The sequence below is a fragment of the Paramicrobacterium salitolerans genome (genome assembly GCF_051513965.1).
Classification (GTDB): Bacteria; Actinomycetota; Actinomycetes; order Actinomycetales; family Microbacteriaceae; genus Paramicrobacterium.
Genome location: NZ_CP195847.1, coordinates 3,048,801 through 3,069,143, shown reverse-complemented (window position 1 = coordinate 3,069,143; position 20,343 = coordinate 3,048,801). Strand labels below are relative to the sequence as shown.

The 20,343-nt window shown below is 62.7% G+C and carries 15 protein-coding genes; 7 read left to right on the top strand and 8 right to left on the bottom strand.

The genetic code is table 11. The annotated features are described in order from the left end of the window. Window positions 1–1,737 precede the first annotated feature (1,737 nt). Entirely contained in the window at window positions 1,738–2,652 is a 915-nt protein-coding gene (locus ACSAGD_RS14740) for a ParA family protein (protein WP_437585184.1), read from the top strand. Beyond that, entirely contained in the window at window positions 2,652–3,620 is a 969-nt protein-coding gene (locus ACSAGD_RS14735) for a ParB/RepB/Spo0J family partition protein (protein WP_437583540.1), read from the top strand. Before ACSAGD_RS14740 ends, ACSAGD_RS14735 begins: the two co-directional genes overlap by 1 nt. A 72-nt stretch (window positions 3,621–3,692) precedes the next feature. Here the strand turns inward: ACSAGD_RS14735 and ACSAGD_RS14730 are convergent, their stop codons facing one another. The 7 genes from ACSAGD_RS14730 to ACSAGD_RS14700 form a co-directional block, all read right to left on the bottom strand. After that, on the bottom strand, window positions 3,693–4,643 hold the full coding sequence (locus ACSAGD_RS14730) for a D-alanine--D-alanine ligase family protein (protein ID WP_437583539.1): 951 nt from the start codon (window positions 4,641–4,643) through the stop codon (window positions 3,693–3,695). A 25-nt stretch (window positions 4,644–4,668) separates the two neighbouring features. Further along, window positions 4,669–5,991, bottom strand: a complete 1,323-nt coding sequence (locus ACSAGD_RS14725; RefSeq protein WP_437583538.1) for a PLP-dependent aminotransferase family protein — start codon at window positions 5,989–5,991, stop codon at window positions 4,669–4,671. A gap of 125 nt (window positions 5,992–6,116) precedes the next feature. Beyond that, window positions 6,117–6,440 carry a thioredoxin gene (gene trxA, locus ACSAGD_RS14720; RefSeq protein WP_437583537.1) on the bottom strand — a complete coding sequence of 108 codons (324 nt, stop codon included), beginning with the start codon at window positions 6,438–6,440 and terminating at the stop codon, window positions 6,117–6,119. A 29-nt stretch (window positions 6,441–6,469) separates the two neighbouring features. Continuing rightward, the gene (gene trxB, locus ACSAGD_RS14715) at window positions 6,470–7,444 is read right to left on the bottom strand and encodes a thioredoxin-disulfide reductase (RefSeq protein ID WP_437583535.1); all 975 of its coding nucleotides are present in this window, start codon (window positions 7,442–7,444) and stop codon (window positions 6,470–6,472) included. A 75-nt stretch (window positions 7,445–7,519) separates the two neighbouring features. Continuing rightward, the gene (gene murJ / locus ACSAGD_RS14710; protein ID WP_437583533.1) at window positions 7,520–9,187 is read right to left on the bottom strand and encodes a murein biosynthesis integral membrane protein MurJ; all 1,668 of its coding nucleotides are present in this window, start codon (window positions 9,185–9,187) and stop codon (window positions 7,520–7,522) included. Further along, window positions 9,177–11,498: a DUF6049 family protein gene (locus ACSAGD_RS14705; protein ID WP_437583531.1), complete on the bottom strand. Its 2,322-nt coding sequence runs from the start codon at window positions 11,496–11,498 to the stop codon at window positions 9,177–9,179. Before ACSAGD_RS14705 ends, murJ begins: the two co-directional genes overlap by 11 nt. Window positions 11,499–11,587: 89 nt before the next feature. Then, window positions 11,588–11,977, bottom strand: a complete 390-nt coding sequence (locus tag ACSAGD_RS14700; protein WP_437583530.1) for a hypothetical protein — start codon at window positions 11,975–11,977, stop codon at window positions 11,588–11,590. A 115-nt stretch (window positions 11,978–12,092) separates the two neighbouring features. On the opposite strand from ACSAGD_RS14700, the gene ACSAGD_RS14695 reads away from it, so the two are divergent. Continuing rightward, window positions 12,093–12,473 (top strand): TraR/DksA family transcriptional regulator, encoded by a 381-nt coding sequence (locus tag ACSAGD_RS14695; protein ID WP_437583529.1) that lies wholly within the window; start codon window positions 12,093–12,095, stop codon window positions 12,471–12,473. A gap of 19 nt (window positions 12,474–12,492) precedes the next feature. On the opposite strand, the gene ACSAGD_RS14690 is transcribed toward ACSAGD_RS14695, so the two are convergent. Then, entirely contained in the window at window positions 12,493–14,604 is a 2,112-nt protein-coding gene (locus tag ACSAGD_RS14690) for a RecQ family ATP-dependent DNA helicase (RefSeq protein ID WP_437583528.1), read from the bottom strand. 188 nt (window positions 14,605–14,792) lie between these two features. Between ACSAGD_RS14690 and ACSAGD_RS14685 the strand changes: the two genes are divergently transcribed. From ACSAGD_RS14685 to ACSAGD_RS14670, 4 genes are all read left to right on the top strand, one after another. After that, a complete protein-coding gene (locus ACSAGD_RS14685; protein WP_437583527.1) occupies window positions 14,793–15,227 on the top strand; it encodes a hypothetical protein in 435 nt (144 codons plus the stop codon). 161 nt (window positions 15,228–15,388) lie between these two features. Further along, window positions 15,389–16,918: a class I SAM-dependent methyltransferase gene (locus tag ACSAGD_RS14680; protein ID WP_437583525.1), complete on the top strand. Its 1,530-nt coding sequence runs from the start codon at window positions 15,389–15,391 to the stop codon at window positions 16,916–16,918. Between the two features lie 152 nt (window positions 16,919–17,070). Next, window positions 17,071–17,313 (top strand): hypothetical protein, encoded by a 243-nt coding sequence (locus ACSAGD_RS14675; RefSeq protein ID WP_437583524.1) that lies wholly within the window; start codon window positions 17,071–17,073, stop codon window positions 17,311–17,313. Between the two features lie 51 nt (window positions 17,314–17,364). Continuing rightward, window positions 17,365–20,331 (top strand): helix-turn-helix transcriptional regulator, encoded by a 2,967-nt coding sequence (locus ACSAGD_RS14670; RefSeq protein ID WP_437583523.1) that lies wholly within the window; start codon window positions 17,365–17,367, stop codon window positions 20,329–20,331. Window positions 20,332–20,343 lie beyond the last annotated feature (12 nt).

Genomic DNA, 20,343 nt, shown 5'->3' with positions numbered 1-20,343 from the left:
GATATCTCTGTTGAGCCGCGTGTTTCCGCGGTTTCCATCAGTTCATTTCGCTCTCGAGTGATGGAGTTATCCACAGCGTTCTTGGGGATGTGGAGAACTTCGGATTGGGATGTTTCACGTGAAACATCCCGCCAACATCATGGCCACGGAACTCTCGGCGTTCATCATCTCTAGGGGGACAGCGACTTCAGCGACATTGGGTTCCGCGATGTTATGAATATCACTAGGTGTGATCCATCGCCTACTGTTCAGCTGCCTCCTCCGGATCGACGCTTCGTTGAACATCGCGTCGATCTCCCCCCATGAGCGATTATGGATGTACTTCGTAGCGATGGTGCCCATGATCCTGGTCGATCTTGGAGTGCGATGCCGCGCCGCTTGTGTCGTCTTTTGTCACGACGCGTGCTCCCCCGCGGAAACGATGAAGCCCACAGGTAGAAGTGGCGCGCTGCGCTTTGTTCGCGCTGTTGCCGTGGTGCGCCAGCCGCTCGTGGTTGTGGTCCTAATTGCGGACGTTATAGGGTCGATGCTGCGGCCACGTCGCTTCCGCTGTGAATCAGATTGAGCTGCCTGCTGTCCTAGTCCCACGGTGTGAGGCAGGAACGCAGCTGCTTCGGGCGTGAACCTCGCGTGAATACGTGCCACACCCCGCATGCCTGGCGCAGGCCACATTATCGCCGTTGCCTATTACTTATGGAAAGCTAGCGACGCCAGCTATCGCACTATTGTGCCAGGGAGTAGCCACCCACGCGTCCCTCAGTGGCGGTGCCGTCATCTGTGCCTCATGTATCTACTCGATCGCTGCAGAGAGGCGGGTTTCTCTAACCTGTCTAGAATTGGTCGGAAACTGATAGCACGACACGCCCGGAATGCACGATTTCTTATGGGCTCGAATTTGTGGTTGACCGGGGCTTACGATTTATCAAATCTCTCAGACCGATTCTGAGGCTGTGTTTGACGTACGCGACCTCCTCGTTTGGGCCGTGCTCAAGCAGCACAAGAGCCAATCGGGCTCGGTGTTCAAGCGGCACGCATCCATTCGGATACTGATTGCTGTTGTCTCGTGCACGTTGTCCCTGGACTCCCCCAAGCCCCGGGTTCATGAGTGGTTCGCTACCGCCCCAGCTGGACTGGCACTTGTGGGTGTCCACAGCGTCTGGTGCGCGCGGAATGGAGGTAGATAGTAGTGATGCTCGCACGCGTACTTCGGGTGATTGCGGGCGCACCGCCATTGTGCGACAGCACTGGAAGTACCGAGGTTGAGGTGTGGACGTGAGGAGGAGTGGAAGCGCGACCCCGGAGTCCCTCGACAAGTACTCAGCTGGCTCTCCGTCGTCAGCGACGATGAAACTTCAAGGAGCCAGAACGAGCTCGGTTTGGACGGCTCGGCAATTGTGAAATCAGGAGCAATCTCCTCAGCGACAAGTCTCCCAGCAGAGCGACGCGGCCGCGTCAATCATCGAGCAACTCTTGGTCGCGAGCTCGACAGCCGTCACCCGTCGGGCAACGCCATCCAAAGGCGCTACTTCCGCGTGAACTCGAGGAAACTGTCGAGTTAGCCTCGTTCACTGGAGGCAATGTTTCACGTGAAACATCTGATCCATCCACAGGGTGAGTAGCGTCCTCCGAACGCCTCACAGAAGCATGCGGGATTGCACTGAAACGCGTACAGTTGATGAGTACGGTTTCGACGGGAGGGTTTCACGTGAAACATGGTCACGCAACGGGGGCAATCGCATGACAGACGTCTCGTTTGACGCATCCACTCCCCTCGCCCGCGATCTTGCTGCTCTCACAAGTCGTCGCAAAGCGTTGGGTGACGTTGAAGTCCCTCGCCCGGCCGACACACGAGTCTTTACGATCTCCAATCAGAAAGGCGGAGTCGGGAAGACGACGACAACGGTCAACATCGCGGCCGCCTTCGCCCGGCACGGGCTCAAAGTGCTTGTGATTGATCTCGATCCGCAGGGGAACGCCTCAACTGCACTAGGTGTGGATCACACCTCCGAGGTGCCCAGTGTCTATGACGTCCTCATCGATGACTTCCCGCTGGAGGACGTCATTCAGAAGAGCCCTGAAGCCGACACTCTCTACTGCGTGCCATCGACGATTCATCTCGCGGGCGCTGAGATCGAGCTGGTCTCGCAGGTCGCACGAGAGCACCGACTTCGTACGGCATTAGATGAGTTCGTAGACAGGGCTCGAAAGTCCAAAGAGCCTTGGGACTACATCTTCATCGATTGTCCGCCTTCTCTCGGGCTCCTCACGATCAATGGCTTTGTCGCGGCTACAGAAGTAATGATTCCGATTCAGTGTGAATACTACGCACTCGAGGGACTCAGTCAGCTGCTCGGCAGCATTCGTCTCATTCAGAAGCATCTGAATCCCACGCTGGAACTCTCAACGATTCTCCTTACGATGTTTGACGGCAGAACGAATCTGGCCAATCAAGTCGCGGACGATGTCCGTGAGCACTTCCCCAGCCAGGTCCTTAAAGCTGTCATCCCGCGTGCTGTGAGAATCTCAGAGGCACCGAGTTTCGGGCAGACCGTTATCACCTACGATCCGAGCGGCATAGGCGCTGTCTCGTATCTTGAAGCAGCTGCCGAAATTGCGCAGCGAGCACCCTCGCGAAAGAAGGTACGCAAGTAATGGCAACTCGACGAACTGGTCTCGGCCGCGGTATCGGTGCACTCATCCCCACGCAGAACGAGGGCGGAGACACAGCGCGACCGGTTGATGTGTTCTTTCCCGAGACCTCGCGCACTGTGACCGCTCCCCCGTCTGAGGAAGCGGCTGAGCAGTCTCTCCAGACGGTTCCGGGGGCACAGCTGGTTGCTCTTGATCCCGCCGCGATCGTACCCAATGCGAACCAGCCGCGAACCAATTTTGATCCAGACGAGCTCGCAGAACTTGTCCACAGCATCCGTGAGTTCGGGGTGCTGCAGCCGATCGTGGTGCGTCCGCATGACGACGAGGGCGTCTATGAACTCATCATGGGTGAACGGCGTCTGCGTGCCGCTAAAGAAGCCGGCCTCGACACCATTCCGGCGGTCATCAAGAAGACCTCCGACGACGCGATGCTCCGAGACGCGCTTCTCGAGAACCTCCACAGATCTCAGCTGAATCCCCTGGAAGAGGCGTCTGCGTATCAGCAGCTCCTCGAAGACTTCGGAATCAATCAAGAGCAGCTCGCAGATCGCATTGGTCGTTCTCGCCCTCAGATCACGAACACGCTTCGCCTTCTTCGTCTGCCGACGATCGTTCAGGCCAAGGTTGCGGCTGGTGTTCTCAGTGCTGGGCATGCTCGGGCGATTCTGTCCGTCTCCGATCCCAAGCTCATGGAGCGTCTGGCCGAGAAGATCATCAACGAAGAGCTCTCAGTTCGTGCGGCGGAAGAGGCCGCCAAACGCATGTCAGCCGCGAACAAGCCGAAGCCGAAGGCCGGAACGCGCCGTAACCAGCTTGATTCTGTCGGATCGCGCCTTGGAGATCGCCTCAATACGCGTGTGAAAGTCACGCTCGGTGCGAAGAAAGGCCAGATCGTCGTTGATTTCGCGACAATCGGCGACCTCAATCGTATCCTTGCAGAGATCGGTGAAGAACCGTACAGTGGATGACACAGAAACCGGTGCTGAGCATCGAAGAGGGGCGGTCGCGAAGCGACCGCCCCTCTTTCTGTCTGGGGACAATCAGGCTGCGGCGGAGCGCACCAGTTCGTCGTAGACGGAGCTGAGCGTGAGACCTGCTGCCTGGATCGCGAGTGGCGCGAGTGAGGTCTCCGTGAGACCGGGGAGCATGTTCGCTTCGAGGAACCAGACCACTCCCTCAGCATCGACGATCACATCGATGCGTGAGATGTGGCGCAGGCCGAGAAGAGTGTGGATCTGAACGGCTGTCTCGGCGGCGCGCTCGGCGACGGCATCCTCGATTCGAGCGGGAGCATAGAACATGGTCTCCCCCGCGTTGTATCGTGCCTCGAAGCTGTAGACGCCTGAGACCGGCTCGATCTCAACGGCGGGAAGTGCGCGTGGACCGTCGCCGGTGTCGATGACGGTGATCGCGAGTTCGACACCGGTCACCTTCTGTTCGACGAGCGCGGTCTCAGAGTAGGTGTACGTATCGACCATCGCGCGAGGCAGCGCGTTTTCGTCCTCGACGATCGTGACTCCCTGTGCCGAGCCACCCTGTGCTGGTTTGACGACGGCTGGCGTTCCGATTCCGGCGAGCACTTCGCCGAGCACTCCCCCGGCGCCGAGCTCGCGGAATGTCTCCTGCGGAAGAGAGAGCCACTTGGGCGTGGCGAACCCGGCCCGATCGACAAGGACCTTCGCCGTCGGCTTGAACCATGCAAGACCGGCGGCTTCCGAGTCGGATCCGACATAGGCGATGCCACGGGCTCGCAGCAGTGACTGAAGGGCTCCGTCTTCGCCGCCGGCACCATGAAGTGCGGGCCAGACGACATCGGGTGCCGCATCATTCAAATCGGCGAAGAGAGTCGCGTTAGGCTCACGGACGGTCACCGTGTGCCCAGCGCGGCGGAGTTCGTCGGAGAGACGTGCGCCTGAGCGAAGTGACACGTCGCGCTCGTGTGAGATGCCACCAGCGAGAACCGTGACATTAAGACCGTTGTTTTTAGTCATGATCAGGTGTTTCGTCTCTTTCGTCTCAGGAGAGGTCCGGTGGAGGTGCGTTGTATCGTCCCGACGAGGGCGAGTCAGGAAGGCGACCGGAGCCGGAGAACGTGTGCAGCAGATCGAGTTCGCCGTTGACCACGTTTGCGAGACGTCGAATGCCGACGCGAATCTGCTCCGGCGTCGGGTAGCAGAACGAGATGCGCATGTTCTGGCGTCCTCCCCCATCGCCGTAGAACGCGGTCCCCGGTGTGTAGGCCACGAGTTCCTTCACGGCGCGAGGAAGCATCGCCTTGGAGTCGAGCTCTTCAGGGAGTGTGAGCCACACGTAGAAGCCACCCGTGGGGTTCGTCCAGGTACAGCCCGGCAGATACTCCTTGAGAGACGAGATCATCGCCTCCTTGCGCTCCTTGTAGACGCCTCGGAACGTGTCGATCTGTCCCTTCCAATCGGCCTGTGTCAGATATTCAGAGATCACGAGCTGGCTGAAAGACGAGGGGCAGAGGATCGCGGCTTCGTTCGCGAGGATGAGCTTCTCGCGGATCGCGTGTGGGGCAAGCGCCCACCCGACGCGGAACCCTGGGGCGAGAGTCTTTGAGAACGTGCCGAGGTAGACCACGCCGTCCTCGTCAAGTGACCGAAGTGCGTTGGGTGGCTGCTTGTCGAAGTACAGCAGACCGTAAGGGTTGTCTTCGAGGACAAGGATGCCGTTCTCTTTGGCGATCTCCAGGATCTCTGCGCGTCGTTGAGCAGCGAGAGTGACACCGGCAGGGTTGTGAAACGTCGGAATCGTGTAGAGGAACTTGATGCGTTTGCCCTGAGCCTTGAGATTCGCGATGCGCTCACGGAGTGCCTCCGGCTGAAGGCCGTCGTCGTCCATGGGGACGTGAGCGACCTCGGCTTGGTAGCTCTTGAAGATCACCATTGCGGTGACGTAGCTCGGGCCTTCGGAGATGACGACATCGCCGGGGTCGAGGAACAGCTTGCTGAACAGCTCGAGTGCGTGCTGACTTCCAGTGGTCACAATGACATCTGAAGCGCTCGCGTTGATTCCCTCAAGCGCCATGACATCGAGGATCTGCTCACGGAGTGCGGGAACCCCCTGACCTGAGCCGTATTGGAGCGCTGTGGGGCCCTGTTCGGTCATGACGCGGTCGAGGGCACTGCGGATCAGATCATCGGGCAGAGCGGAGACATACGGCATCCCGCCAGCCAGAGAGACCACCTCGGGACGCGAGGCGACGGCGAAAAGGGCTCGAACCTCACTTGCGGCGAGTCCGGCGGCGCGGGCAGCGTAGCTGGAGTACCAGGGATCGAGATTGTTTCCGGGGGCTGGTGTTCGACCTTGTTCTGACACGTGAATCCGTTTCTGCTTTGGAGTTCATGGTAGTCGCCTTGATTCGGCGACGACGAATGGAGGAATCCTCGTTAAACGCCGAAGGGCCCGTCGCCGAGGATTCGGCGCGGGCCCTTCGGATCAGATCAGGCCAGGTACGCCGAGAGGTCGGCCTCGAGGGCAGCCTTCGGCTTGGCTCCGATAATGGACGTCGACACTTCGCCGCCCTTGAACACCTTCATCGCGGGGATGGACGTGATCTGGTACTGCATAGCGAGGTTCGGATTCTCATCGACGTTCACCTTGACGATGTCGATCTTGTCGCTGTTCTCCTCGGCGATCTGGTCGAGGATGGGCGAGACCATGCGGCACGGTCCGCACCATGCAGCCCAGAAGTCGACGAGTACGGGCTTGTCAGACTTGAGGACTTCCTCCTCGAACGTCTGCTCGGTCACTGCGCGAGCGGTCATTGTGTCTCCTTCATTGATGGATGCTGCGGTCAGGCGATGTTGCCGGCGAGCTGGTCGACACCGGCATCCGGTTCGCCCGCCTCGTTCAGTGCAGCGAGGTAATGCTCTGCGTCGAGTGCCGCGACTGTTCCGCTGCCGGCAGCGGTGGCCGCCTGCCGGTACGTCGGATCGATGACATCGCCCGCTGCGAAGACGCCGGGGAGGTTCGTCCTGGACGAGCGCCCCTCGACGGCGATTGTGCCCTCGGACGTGAGATCGAGCTGCCCGTGGACGAGGTGAGTGCGTGGGTCGTTTCCGATTGCGACGAAGAGCCCCTGGACGTCGAGAGTCGACTCGGAGCCGTCCTCGGTGCTGCGCAGAGTCAGACCGGTGACGCTGTCTTCACCGCTGATGCCGATGACCTCGTTGTTCCAGACGAATTCGATCTTCGGGTCGGCGAATGCGCGCTCCTGCATGATCTTCGAGGCACGGAGTGCGTCACGACGGTGGACGACGTACACCTTCGACGCAAAGCGTGTGAGGAACGTGGCCTCCTCCATTGCGGAGTCACCGCCGCCGACGACGGCGATGGTCTTGTCCTTGAAGAAGAAGCCATCGCACGTGGCGCACCAGCTGACGCCGCGACCCGAAAGGCGCTCTTCGTCTTCGATGCCGATCTTGCGGTACGCGGAGCCCGTGGCGACGATGACGGTGCGGGCCTCGTAGGTCTCGCCCAGCATTGTCTTCACAGTCTTGACCGGCCCCTCGAGCTCAAGCGAGTCGACGTCGTCGTAGACGACCTTGGCCCCGAAGCGTTCGGCCTGCTCCTGCATCTTCATCATGAGATCGGGGCCTTGGATGCCCTCGGGGAAGCCCGGGAAGTTCTCGACCTCTGTGGTGTTCATCAGTTCGCCGCCTGCGGCAACCGAACTGGCGATGACGACAGGCTCAAGCTGTGCCCGAGCCGCATAGATGGCGGCGGTGTAGCCGGCGGGACCCGAGCCGATGATGATGACGTTGTGCACGCGGATACTCCTGACGATTGCTCTGCCTGGTAGAACACAGTGTAACGACGGTCTATTCCAGGGATGGATGCTGTTTCAGCGACCGCTCATGAAGCGGCGACGTATTGGATCGAGGGCCCCCTTCAGGTCCGGAGTGCGCATGAGGACGAGGATGCCGAAGTAGACGACGGCCATCACTGTTCCCACGAGCGCCATCGTGGCCACTGCTCCCAGTGTGGAGCTCACGGCGAAACCGTCCTCACGGGTGGCGCCGAGGAAGAACGTGATGAGCCATCCGATGATCGCCGCCGGAATCGAGGCGGCGATGAAGCGCAGGATCGCGAAGAGAACCGGTCGTGCACCGAGGCCGCCGATCTTACGGCGAAGCAGCAGATAACCGACGATGAGCTGCGCGGTGCCGGCGACGGAGATGGAGATCGCGAGACCGACGCCGATGAGTTCCGGCGGGAGCAGGGCGCAGGACAGGGCGAGAAGGATGAACAGGCCGGCCTGGACGATTGTGGAGAAGAAAGGTGTGCGCGTGTCGCCGAGGGCGAAGAATGTTCGCTGGATGACGAAGAGCAGAGTGAACGGAAGCAGATCGCCGAGGTAACCGAAGATGACGAAGGCCATCTGGCCGGCCTGAGCAAGCGTTCCGGTGAAGAGGCTCGAGAACGGCAGTGCGACGACAGCGATCACGGCGCCGGCGAGCACGATGAGGAGTGTGATCTGGCGCGCGGCCTTCGCAACATCCTCCTTCATACGCTCGATGCGGCCTTCGTTGGCATGCTCGGCCATGCGCGTGAAATATGCCGTGGCTACCGACACCGCGATAACGGAGTGCGGCAGCATGATGATGAGCCACGAGTTCTGCAGAGTCGCGGTGGATGCGCCGTGGCCGGCCGCCTGGAATGACACGTTCGTCTGAACCAAGCCACCCAGCTGGGTGAGAAGCAGAGAGGCGAAGGTCCAGCCGGCGAGTTTCCCCGTCTGGCGCAGTCCAACGCCTCGCCAATGGAAGTCGGGGCGATAGCGCAGGCCGATGCGTCGCCAGAAGAGGAACAGCACGAGAGCTTGGGCGACGATGCCGGCCGTCGCGGAGCCGGCGAGGAGCCAGATCATGCTGTCGGTCCACTCCGTCACGAGACGTGTTCCGGAGGCATCCGCCCCGAAGATCACCATGAACGCGACCAAGCCGGCCATCGCGATCACGTTGTTGAGGGCGGGAGCCCACGTGAAGGGGCCGAAGAGCTTGTGCGCGTTGAGGATCTCACCGAGCAGCGAATAGAGGCCGTAGAAGAAGACCTGGGGAAGACACCAGTAGGCGAACGCGGTCGCGAGTGCACGAGCATCCGGATCGATGTTGCCGCTCGCCAGATACAGATTGATGATGAATGGTGCGGCGAGGGTGACGACGAGCGTGACCGCGAGCAGGATGACCAGCGCCACAGTGAGGAGCTTGTTGATGTAGGCGCGCCCACGGTCGACACCGACGATCGCGCGGACGATGGTCGGGACGAGGACGGCGCTGAACACTCCCCCCGCGACGATCGAGTAGATCTGGTTCGGCAGCTGGTTCGCTACGCCGAACGCGTCTGCGCTCGCGCTTCCGACGCTTCCGACGGCCATGGCGAGAAGCACTGCCTTCGCGAAACCGAGCAGCCGCGAGACGATCGTGCCCGAGGCGAGGAAAAGACTTGCCCGGCCGACCGACTCGTTCTCACCCGTCGGCTCGCCGGCACTCGGCGCGGTGTCAGCTGCCATTGCGATCTCCGTCGTGGTCGTCGGCGGTCGGTCCGTCTGCATCTTCCGTTCTCGCGTCGTCTGCTGCGCCCGTCTCGTCCGCGGTGTTCTCACCATTCGCAGTGTCGGCGTCACTTGGGGCGCCTGAGTCAGCGTCTGTCTCTGCAGGGCTTTCGGCCGTGTCCGTGTCAGCGGCTTCGTGCTCACGACGACGGCGCAGCACCGTGCGGATCACACCGAACACGAAGAGGAGCGTCACTCCCCCGATCAAGATAATGGTGCCGATGCGCTCCCAGTCGGCACGCACCGTGACCGGCACGGTTGAGCTGTCTCCGAGTGAGACGCCCTCGGGGGTGTACAGGAAGAGACGCAGGTTCACGTCGCCGTTTCCGAGTCGTGCGGTCACCGGGATGGAGACGGACTGCTGCGTCTTCGCGGGGATCTGCGTCTGATCCGACTGCTCGACCTTGAGACGCGGGTTGTCGGGAGACGCGCGCATAATGACGTTCACCGGCAGATCGAGGGTGTTGCGAACCGAGATCTTGATGGAGATCTGGTCCGCGATCATGAGGATCGGGCTCGAGCGCACGATCGTCACTGATGTGAGGACGTGCTGAGTCGAGGACTCGAACTCGGTGACCGCCTTGTTCCAGGACTCGAGGTCTTCGAGCCAGCCCACGGAGTAGGTCGTGAGCTTCGCGGCATCCTGTCGACCGATGAGAATCGACGGATCGTCGAGTGCCGTGGAGAACGCCTCGATGCGGTCGTCGTACGAGCGGATTCGAGTGAATGCGTCGAGGCGCTCCTCTGTTTGAGGCTTGTCCGCGACGGTGACTCCGGATTCATCGACCGCTTTGAATGCGGAGAGGCTCTTCATGGACACGCCCGTGAGATCCCCGAGGTCTGACAGCACGGAGGACATGCGGTCAGCGCTCGTGGGGACGGTGCGATCGAGTGTGAGCAGGATGCTTCGGCCTGAAGCGCCCGATTCGGCACCGATCAGGGCGAGCTCAGCGGCCAAGGTCGCCATCGCGTCACTCTGTGCGGTGTCGCTGCGTGCGGAGATTGCCGACCTCAGTGCATCGGATGCGGCCGAATCGGAGATGAGCAGGTCGGATTCGCCCTGGCTGATGCGTCCTGGAACCGTGGTGTGAGCGCCGGCCGACGTGTTGGAACTGGAGACGACGATCGGCCCGAAGCCGTCCTTCGTGAGGGCCGTGATGTCATCGGCGGTCACCGTGTCATCTGCGGGCCAGAGTGCCGACGGGAACGTGTAGTCGAAGGCGAGGAGCGCGTCGAGTGTGGGAGTGCCGTTCGGGTCGACTGTCGGAGTGGGCGTCGGAGTCGTCTCGGTGCCAGCTCCCGCGGGGGTCGGTGATCCCGTCGGCGTCTCCGTCTCAGGCTCTTCCGGTTCGACAGGAGTGAAGTTCTTCGGGTCCATACCGAAGTCGAGCGATGTCGGTGCGAGAAGCGAGGAGGCGCCGGATTGGAGCTGAGCAGTCGGATCTGCATCTGCATACTGCAGAGGGAATATATCGTTGCTCGCCGCGTCGAGGCGTTCAAGCCACTCGGTGGCTGTTTCGGGAGCGGCCGTGCCTAATGCTCGGATCGACGCGATGATTCTCGGGTCGATGGCAATGGCAACCGGATGCCCGAGCACACCGTCCAGTTGACGGGTCAGGAGTCCGTCCTCCCCTGTGAACGCCTCGAGATCATCGGCTGAGAGCATCGATGCAGAGTCTGGAGGAAGGGTGATTGGAACCGCCACGGCGATGTTCGCCGTGCCCGGAGCTGTGCCCGTGTCGAGGACGAAAGCGTCCCGTGACTGGGCCGTCTGCTCCCCCGCAACGTATGTGCCAGAGAAAGCATATGCTCCGAAGTCGTCCCCCAGCTGGAGGTCCTCGGTCGTGACCGTCACGGGTGTGCTCGTCCACGTGGAGCCCGGCGTGATGCTGGGAACGTCGATTGTGTCGAGCGTGTTCGGGGTCAGGTTGTCTGAGGATGCGAGGTCGAGGTAGTCGGCGAGTTCGTCGCGCGAAGCGAACGGTGTGGTGGATGACGACAGAACGACGTGACCGGTGGCTAGTGGAGTGTCGGAGGAATTCGTAACAGTGATGCTCGCGCGGAGCTCGCCGTCGGGCTCGATGGGGGTGTCGAGGAGTTCGACGCTCAGAAGCGCGCCTTCGTCGTCTGGGGAGGCTGCTGTGACTGTCCCTGTGGCTGGGTGGCCAGTCGACACGGCGGCATGTGCGGCTGACGGGCTGACCCCGAGGGTCGCCACGCAGACTGCGGTGATGACGGCCGCGCGCGCAAGTGTCGAAGGAAGGTTCATAGTGATCGCGGAGCGACTCGCGACGTGCGAGGGCTCAGCCGATTCTACGTTGACGATCCACAGGCTTGCCTGAGCGCGGCGGTGGCGGCCTAGTCTTCGGGGCGCGGAGTCGCCGATTCTGCGGGCGACCGACGAGCGTGATTGAGGTCGCCTGCCAAAGTCCACACGGCGCGCGTCAGCTCGGGATGCCGGTGAGCGATCTCCCGGAGAATGTCGTACTCAAGGCGATCGGCGTCTGCGCGCAGGGCGTCTGCGTCGGGTCGGTTCGTTCGCTGGGCCATTCGGGCGAGAAGATACTCGGCCATGGAACCACGGCGTTCGAGCTCGTCATCGCGAAGCGCTCGGACGACCAACTCGTCGACGGTGGGAAGGGCGTGGAGGAACTCCCACGGGTCCTCACCATCGCGCGAGTGGTGCTCGATCAGCACGTCGAGCTCGACGCGGGCGTCCGCCCGGAGCTGCTCGATCGACTGGCTCATGCGCGTGCTCTCTTCCGTGGTGCATCGTGTGCACCCTCAGGGTACGTCGTGTTCCTGCGACACTGCGAATAGGCGTAATCACGCGCGAATCGCTTGGAATGTGCCACGATGGTCTATGGCCACTTCACGACTGAGCGACACAACACTGGAGCATTTCGCCGATCTTCTGCGCAAGCGGAGAGACGAGCTCGTCGAGATGATGCGATCGAACGATGACGCTCTGGCCCAGGTGCGCGAGTCGCTCGGCGAAGGCACGAATGACGATGAGCACGACCCTGAGGGCCCGACGATGTCGGACGAGTGGTCGAAACTGACGGGGCTCCAATCCGAGGGCGAGGCCGAGCTGCGCGAGGTGGATGCCGCGCTGGCACGGATTGAGGCACGTGAGTTCGGAATGTGCGAGTCGTGTGGCAACGCCATCGGACGTCCTCGCCTCGAAGCACGTCCGTACACGACACTATGCATCGACTGCGCTCGTAAAGCCGAGGCACGCTGACTGACGTCCTCCAAGCCGCTCACGCCTGAAGGGCGAGTGCGAACGGAAGCACCGCTCCCGCTCCCGCAGTGATCAGCCGCTGACCGGCCACGGTGATCGACCACCTGCTGTCCACTCGATCGTCGACGAGCAGAACCGGTGCTCCCCCGCTCTCATCCAAACGTGAGACGAGTTCTGGCCCGACACTGAAGCGACTCCAGACCGATGCCAGCCGGAAGACGCTGTTCATGGGGCCAGCATGTGCCGCATCGTTCGCTGCCTGGAGGGCACCGAGATATGGCAGGCGTCCGATCGATGCGAGGCCCTCGGCGAGAGACTGAATGAGCTGGGGCTTCGTGTCTGACGGCATACTCACAACGGCGGCGGGTCGTTGCTCCCACTCCCAGTCGGCAAGCACACGCACGCAGGCGTCGAGTGTGGCGCGATCGATCGGCCCGTCAACGGCATCCGCTGCGAAGATCTCACGAAGGCGGCCGCCCCAGCCGAGATCGGTGAGTCGTGCAAGTGCTCGCCCCGGGCGAAGCTGCTGTTCGGCGGGGATGCGTCCCTTCACGGGAAGACCGACCCGATCGGAGCCGGTCGGCCACATGGCACGCGGCTCGATGACGACCCCGACGCGGGTGAGGCTCTGAGCCGCTGCACTCGATGCAGAGTCGTCGGATCCCGTCGGATACCACGCACCGGCGCACACATCGCAGCGGCCACACGCGGACGCAGTGTCATCGTCCAACTGGCGCTGGAGGAACGCCATACGGCACTCACGTCCAGCTTCATACTCAAGCATCGCGTTCTGCTCCGCCCGACGCTCCGTTGCGATGCGCTCGTATCGCTCTCGGTCGTAGGTCCAGGGGTGACCGGTCGCTTGCCAACCTCCAGAGACGCGTTGGACGGCGCCATCGACGTCGAGCACCTTGAGGAGGAGCTCAAGAGTCGTGCGCTTGAGATCGACGCGGGACTCCAAGGCTGGAGTGGAGAGCACACGGTCGGACGATTGAAGCGCCTCGATGACGGCGTGTGCCGCCTGTTCGTTCGGCATCGATGCTGTGGCGAAGTACTGCCAGATCGCCTGGTCTTCTTCCCCCGGAAGCAGAAGAACATCCGCGTGATCGGTGGCGCGACCGGCTCGCCCGACCTGCTGGTAGTACGCGACGGGCGACGACGGCGCTCCCACGTGGACGACGAAGCCGAGGTCGGGTTTGTCGAACCCCATGCCAAGGGCGCTCGTGGCGATCAGTGCCTTGACCTCGTTGGATTTGAGAGCGGCTTCTGCACGTTCGCGCTCGGCGGGATCGGTGCGACCTGTGTAGGCGAGGACATTGTGCCCCGCGTCGCGCAGAAGACGTGCGATGTCTTCTGCAGCGGACACGGTGAGTGTGTATACGATGCCGCTTCCGGGCAGATCGCCGAGGTGAGTCAGCAGCCAAGCGAGGCGTTCGGTGTTCGAGGGGAGCTGGAGTACGCCGAGGCGAAGGGACTGGCGAGCAAGCGGGCCCCGGATGGTGACGACGTGCTGTCCCCCGGAACTCAGCTGTTCTGCGACGTCGGTGACGACGCGTTGGTTGGCTGTCGCGGTCGTCGCGAGGACGGGGACGTCCTGCGGCATCCGCGAGACCAGGTCGCGCAGGCGTCGGTAGTCCGGCCGGAAGTCGTGGCCCCAGTCCGAAATGCAGTGCGCTTCATCGACGACGAGCAATCCGGTACGCGAGACGAGCTCGGGGAGTTGGTTCTCGCGGAAAGAGGGATTGTTCAGGCGCTCTGGTGAGACGAGGAGGACATCGACGTCGTCGCGGTCGAGTGCGGTGATGATGTCGTCCCACTCGTGAGCGTTTGCCGAGCTGATGGAGGCCGCGCGGACGCCGGCGCGCGCAGCGGCGGCGACCTGATCGCGCATGAGAGCGAGCAGTGGTGAGACGAGGATGCTCGGACCAGCGCCGCGCTGCCGAAGCAGAAGAGTCGCGACGAAGTACACGGCGGATTTGCCCCAACCGGTGCGCTGGACGACGAGAGCCCGTTCGCGATGGTCGACGAGTGCCGAGATGGCCTCGAACTGGCCCTCATGGAAGTCGGCATCATCGCGACCGACCAGGCGGCGCAGAAGCTCGAGTGCAGCGGTTCGTGTGTCGTGGGTCACGCACCCACTCAATCAGAGATCGCCGACACTGCGTCCAGCCGAGGGCCGTCTGTGGACAGAGGCGTGACTTCGTCTGTCTGTGGACGAATGAAGCGGCAGCGTCGAGAGCTGTGCTGTGGAGAGAACATTCATCCACAGAACGCAGATTGCGTGGCTCGTGAGTCGAGGCATCCCTGCACCATCGTCGTATGTCAATACACGCAGATGACGCTGCTGCCGCTCCCCTGAGGAGCGACCAGCAGATCGAAGACAGAGTCAGGGCGCTGGTCGGACGCGCTATCAAAAGACAGTGGTGGATGCTGTTTCTCGACGGAGAGGATCGACAGCTCGACACGCTCGTGCCGATTGAGGGGTACCCGCTTGAACCGGACGAGGCCGCGGTGGCGAGTTTCACTGCTCTCGCTTCTATGCTCATGGAGGAATATGACGCGAAACAGGTGATCTTCGTCTGGGAGCGACGCGCAGACGAGATCGTTTCACCGTGTGACGCAGCGTGGGCGCGGGCCATGGCGGATGCCTGCAGAGACCGGCGCATCTTCGTGCGTGCGCAGCTCATCAGTCACCGAAACGGTGTCCGCTGGTTGGCAGTCGATGATTACGCAAAGGAGCTTCTCGTGACGTAACCGGGTTGCGGGGTTACGTCGAGGTGCCGAGGCGTGCGATACGGGGGTACGCGGCTGGTTGCGCAGGTGCGGGAAACGCGAATGGAGCGTTACCGAGGGCTGACGCGGTGTCGGTGCTTGCGGCGTAGACGAGACAGACACCGCCGTTCACCTGAGAGAATGTGCGCGTGCCACGATCTCTCGCTCAGAAGCTCAGCGCCGACCTGACTGCCGCGGAATTCACTGTCTCCGCGCTGACGGAACTCTGGGGTGAGGATGCCGAACAGGCGCTACACCGGAACCATCGGGTGCCGGCACTTCGCCGACTCAGAACGCAGGAACCCACGCCAGCCAGCACGCTGGCCACCTTGTTCGTCCTGGGGATGCCAGTGGATCGGTCAGCGCTTCACGAAGCGCTCCCGACACTTGGCGTCGACGGTGCGGAGGAGCTCGATCTCGTCGACGCGTCGGGCGACAGCATCCGGCCGAATCGTGATCTGAGACCCTACAGCTTCATCGATGCGACGGGTGCGGGCAGCTGGTGGATCGTCTCCGACCTCGGCGAACTGGCACTGGGCCGAGAGCTCGGAGAGGATCACGTGCTCGGCGTCGGTGGGGCGTCGCTCTCGCTCGCGGGACTCATGCTCCAGAAGCCAGTGCAGAGCGTGCTCGACCTCGGTACGGGCTGTGGGATCCAGGCGATGCATGCCTCGCGGCACGCACAGCGCGTTGTAGCGACCGACATCTCAGAGAGGGCGCTCGAGATGGCCCGGCTCAATGCCGAGCTGAACGGCATCGACAACATCGAGTTTCGTCACGGAAGTCTCTTCGAACCTGTTGAGGGTGAGCTCTTCGATCAGATCGTCAGCAATCCGCCATTCGTCATCACCCCTCGTCGAGCGGATGTTCCTGCCTACGAATACCGCGACGGCGGACTCGTCGGCGACGCGATCGTACGTGAGGTGATCACGCAGAGCGCGGCGCATCTCACGCCAGACGGCACAGTGCAGATGCTCGCCAACTGGGAGTACTCCGGCGCGACATCCGGTCTGGATCGCGTCGCATCCTGGGTCGAAGGCACCGCCGATGGTGTGCTCGATTCCTGGGTGATCGAACGCGAGGTGCAGTCCCCCGAAGAATATGCCGAAACGTGGATACGTGACGGTGGGACGCGACCGGGATCTCCTGAGTACGACACACTCTCGGACGCATGGCTCGACGACTTCGACCGGCGTGGTGTGCGTGCGGTGGGCTTCGGGTACGTGATTCTGCGGCTCCGTGCGGACTCGTCGGGCTCCACCTGGAACCGGTATGAGAGGTTACAGACGCCGGCAGGTCAGAATGAAACGGGTCTCGGTGTGCACGTCGCCCAGTGTATGAGTGCTGCGGATCGAGCGAGGTCGATGACGGATGCCGAACTGGCGACGTGCTCCTTGACCGTGTCGGGCGACGTCACAGAGGAGAGGCACTTCTGGCCTGGCGCCGAGGACCCGACGACGATGATGCTGAGGCAGGGTGGCGGCTTCGGGCGTACTCGACCGGTCGACACGGCGCTCTCTGCGCTCGTCGGCGCGTGTGACGGCGAACTCTCGCTCGGGGCCATCGTCGGGGCGCTCGCACAGCTGCTTCAGGTCGATGAGGAAGCTCTCGCCTCGCAGCTCGTGCCGCAGGTGAGGGAGCTCGTGGACGACGGCATCCTTCTCCTCCCCTGAGCGGGGAGTGCGATCCCTGAGCGGAGGCGTCTTAGTGCGAGACTGCCTGGCCGTGGTGTGGGCGTCGAAAGATAAGGCATCCTCCCGATGATGAAACCCCTCCTTACCTCCGAACCTTGAGGTGGTGACAGGCACCACGAGGAGGCTGCGACATGTATCTCGCACCGGAGGTCTATTACGAGACCATTTACAAGCAGTATGAGCGTGATCTTGAGCGTCGGATGGCTTATCGCCGCGCGCTCGAGGAGAACCCCGACCAGATTCTGCGACGTCGCGTTCTGAAGCGCGCTGGTCGCGTAGTAACTGCTCTTGCACGTTACGTTCGTGCACTGCAGCGGCGTCGGAATCGGTCTGCGGAGCGCGTGACGTCCGCTTCTGTGACCATCGGGCGGTGACGGACGTCGATGACCCTGTTCGATGTCGGTGCCCCATGGCACGATGTAGGCATGGTGGCAGCGCGGACAAGCACCGTGATGGTGGGGCGCGATCGAGAGCTGTCGCGGTTGTGCGAGGTCTTCGCGTCAGCTCTCGACGGTGACCCGCGCACGGTGCTGCTCTCGGGAGAGGCCGGCATCGGCAAGTCCCGCATGATGCGAGAGTTTCGGGAGGGAATCGAACGTCGAGCGAACGTGCTTTCGGGCCAGTGCATCAACATGGGAGAGACGCCCATTCCGTATGGTCCGCTGATCTCGATTCTGCGTGAGCTTGTGCACGGTATGGGGGCGAATGCTGCGCTCGACGCGGCGGGTCCCGGTCGCGATGCGCTTCTGCTGCTGCTTCCTGAACTGGGTGATGGGCCGGTCGACTGGGATGAAGTCAGTTCCAGCCGTCTGCACGACGTGGTTGCAACACTGATTGAGACGTATGCCGCGAAAGCGCCGCTCGTGCTGCTGATCGAAGACCTGCACTGGGCCGATGGGTCGACCCTGACGATGCTTCGCTTTCTCATGCGAGCGATCTGCACTGCACGACTCATGATCGTCGCGACCTGCCGCCCGGAGGACGCCCGTCGAGGTTCGCGCGTGCGCGAGTTCATCGTTGAGAGCGAGCGGGCTCGACTCATCGAACGAGTCGATTTGAGACGCCTCACGCGCGACGAGGTGCGTGACCTCATGAGCTCGCTTCATGACGGAGAGATCGATGAGGGTCGTCTCGACAGCGTGTTCGAGCGCACCGAAGGCATCCCGTTCTTCGTGGAGGAGCTCTCGAACTGCTCGACCGGGCCGATGCCCGACACGTTGCGTGATCTTCTGCTCGCGCGATACGACGTGCTCGACGAGAATGCACAGCGAATTCTGCGTGCGCTGTCAGCGGCCGAGGACTGGACGCCGCACTCGGTGCTTCGAGCCGCTGTGGACGGCACCGATGACGCGCTGGACACCGGGTTGCGTGCGGCGATCACTGCGGACATCCTGACTGTCCGAGCGGAGGCATACTGCTTTCGGCATGCGCTGCTGCGTGAGGCCGTGCATGACGAGATGCTGCCGGGAGAGCGCAGTCGCGTGCATCTCGCATTCGCTCAGGCCCTTGAGGCGCAGGCCGAACTCGAGTCGCGGTCGGCGATCGCCTATCACCTGCTCGGTGCTCACGAGTATGCGCGGGCGCTCACGGCATCCGTCGACGCGATGGAACAGGCGAAGAGGTCCTACGCTTACGCAACCGCCGGTCGGCTCGGTGAGCTCGCGATCGACCTGTGGGACAGAGTCGAGGATGCCGAAGAGCGGGCCGGTCTGTCGCGGGTGAAACTGCTGGCGCGGGTGGCGTCGATTCACCGCAATGCCGGTGCAGGCGAGCGTGCGATCGCACTCGTCAGGGCTGCCCTCGATGAGGCGGAGCGCTCCCCCGTCGAGCCTTCTGTGTTCGTCCGACTCCTTCGCGACAAGGCGCTGTATCTCGCGAACCTGGGGCGTGACGGATCGATTCCGCTTCTCATCGATGCGTTGGCGCTCATGGGCGACGCTGAGGACGAGCATCCGGGTCATGTGCACGACGAGAAGCTGAGGGCGACTCTTCTGTATCTTCTGGGCGGTCGGTACATGCTGCGTGGTGACTCGCACGAGGCGATCGTGACGGCGGATGCGGCGTTCCAGGTGGGGACCGCCGCGGGAGCGGATGCAGAGGTGTCGATCGCGGCGAATCTGCGAGGAATGTCGCGGGCGGCGCTCGGACACATCGACGAAGCGCTCGCAGATATCGAGATCGCCCGAGCGTATGCGGTCGAGCCGAGCCCACGACTGCGGTTTCACGTGAACTACTCCGACTTCCTGAACCTCATGGGTCAGTACCAGGAGGCTCTCGATGTCGCTCGGGCGGGACATGCGCGGGCGACTGAGCTGGGAGTCGAGCGCAGTTCGGGGTCGATTCTGCTGCACAATATGGTCGACCCGCTCCTCGGGCTCGGCGACATCGACGAGGCGGAGCAGGTGATCGAACGGGCTCTCGCGCTTGGCAGCCTCACGGTTCCCGCCTCGTACACGCAGCGGACCAAGATTCACGCGCTTCTGTGGAGAGGCGACGTCGAGACAGCGAAGCGACGTGCGGAGGAATGGCTGCCGGGTTTTGTCGTGACCGCGAAGGTCGAGCACCAGGTCTGGTACGGGCTCATCGACATCAAGGTCGCACTTGCGACGGCTGCGCGGGACTGGTGGGGTGCGTGGTGTGAGCTTCGGGATGCTCTCACCGAGGACACTGAGCGAGGGCACGTTCTGCAGCAGCGTCGTCTGCTTCTGGACGGCGCGGCGATCGTGGCGCGGTTGCACGTGCTGAATGCCGATGATTCTGCAGCAGAGGCTGCCGACTTTGTGAGACAGCGGTGGAACGGCCTCCCCGAAGCAGTGCGCCTTGAGGCGATGTCTCAGGTCGTGTGGGGGCTGACCACTCCCCCGGTCGCGTCGGCCGTCGACGAGGTGCGTGCTGCTGTCGCGGCATCCAGTGACCCCGTGATCTCTGCGGTGCTCCGCCCTCTGGTGCGGTTGCATCTCGCCCGTGCGCTTGTCAGTGCGGGCGATCGGTCGGGGGCGCGTGTGGTTGTGACCGAAGCCCGGGCGGCGGCATCCGAGCTGGTCCATGTGCCGCTGCAGAGCGAGATAGATGAGTTCGCCCGATCTGCTGGGTTGAGTGTGGCCAGTCAAGGGACGGCGACGCAGGGTGCCGCGGGGGTGGCACCGGTGGATGACGTCGATGTGCTCACGTCCCGCGAACGTCAGGTGCTCGCGCTCGTCGCTGAAGGGCTCAGCAATCGACAGATCGGTGAGCGACTGTTCATCAGTGCGAAGACCGCGAGTGTGCATGTGTCGGCGATTCTTCGGAAGCTCGGCGTCGCCACGCGTACGGAGGCCGCGGTGCTGGCACAGAGGCAGCCGCACGGAGGCGAAGCGCACGAAGTCCGGTCGCACGAAGAGCAGCCGCGTTAGCGGCTCGCCGCC

Coding starts and splice junctions, on each gene's coding strand:
- ACSAGD_RS14670 (WP_437583523.1), top strand. CDS start 17,365: ATGGTGGCAGCGCGGACAAGCACCGTGATGGTGGGGCGCGATCGAGAG.
- ACSAGD_RS14730 (WP_437583539.1), bottom strand. CDS start 4,643: ATGACTAAAAACAACGGTCTTAATGTCACGGTTCTCGCTGGTGGCATC.
- ACSAGD_RS14685 (WP_437583527.1), top strand. CDS start 14,793: ATGTCAATACACGCAGATGACGCTGCTGCCGCTCCCCTGAGGAGCGAC.
- ACSAGD_RS14695 (WP_437583529.1), top strand. CDS start 12,093: ATGGCCACTTCACGACTGAGCGACACAACACTGGAGCATTTCGCCGAT.
- murJ (WP_437583533.1), bottom strand. CDS start 9,187: ATGGCAGCTGACACCGCGCCGAGTGCCGGCGAGCCGACGGGTGAGAAC.
- ACSAGD_RS14675 (WP_437583524.1), top strand. CDS start 17,071: ATGTATCTCGCACCGGAGGTCTATTACGAGACCATTTACAAGCAGTAT.
- ACSAGD_RS14740 (WP_437585184.1), top strand. CDS start 1,738: ATGACAGACGTCTCGTTTGACGCATCCACTCCCCTCGCCCGCGATCTT.
- ACSAGD_RS14705 (WP_437583531.1), bottom strand. CDS start 11,498: ATGAACCTTCCTTCGACACTTGCGCGCGCGGCCGTCATCACCGCAGTC.
- ACSAGD_RS14735 (WP_437583540.1), top strand. CDS start 2,652: ATGGCAACTCGACGAACTGGTCTCGGCCGCGGTATCGGTGCACTCATC.
- trxA (WP_437583537.1), bottom strand. CDS start 6,440: ATGACCGCTCGCGCAGTGACCGAGCAGACGTTCGAGGAGGAAGTCCTC.
- ACSAGD_RS14700 (WP_437583530.1), bottom strand. CDS start 11,977: ATGAGCCAGTCGATCGAGCAGCTCCGGGCGGACGCCCGCGTCGAGCTC.